The following is a 239-nucleotide window of genomic DNA, read 5'->3' on the forward strand; positions in this document are numbered from 1 at the left end:
GTTTAACGGGTGATGACATGATGGGATTTCCTGTAGGGAACAGCGGTTAATGGTTATCGGTGTGTGATGCATCACTACGGTACGATGGCTTGATTGTTAAGTGGCCGGAACAGTCCTTTTCTGTCTGCCCCAACTTGCAGACCGCTCCACCCAGTATTGCTGCGGTCTGGCGTCCATTTTCCGGCCTCCAACTTGGACCCAACTTGACCCCAACTTGAGGGCAACTTGCGGTTCAGTCA

At 52.3% G+C, this 239-nt stretch carries 1 protein-coding gene; it reads right to left on the minus strand.

Annotated features, from left to right (window positions below):
* Positions 1-46 precede the first annotated feature (46 nt).
* Positions 47-202, minus strand: coding sequence for a hypothetical protein (locus ACGF5R_RS24940; RefSeq protein WP_387693336.1), 156 nt, complete (start codon positions 200-202; stop codon positions 47-49).
* Between the last annotated feature and the right edge of the window lie 37 nt (positions 203-239).

The sequence above is a fragment of the Photorhabdus sp. RM71S genome, assembly GCF_042879355.1.
Taxonomy (GTDB): Bacteria; Pseudomonadota; Gammaproteobacteria; order Enterobacterales; family Enterobacteriaceae; genus Photorhabdus; species Photorhabdus kayaii.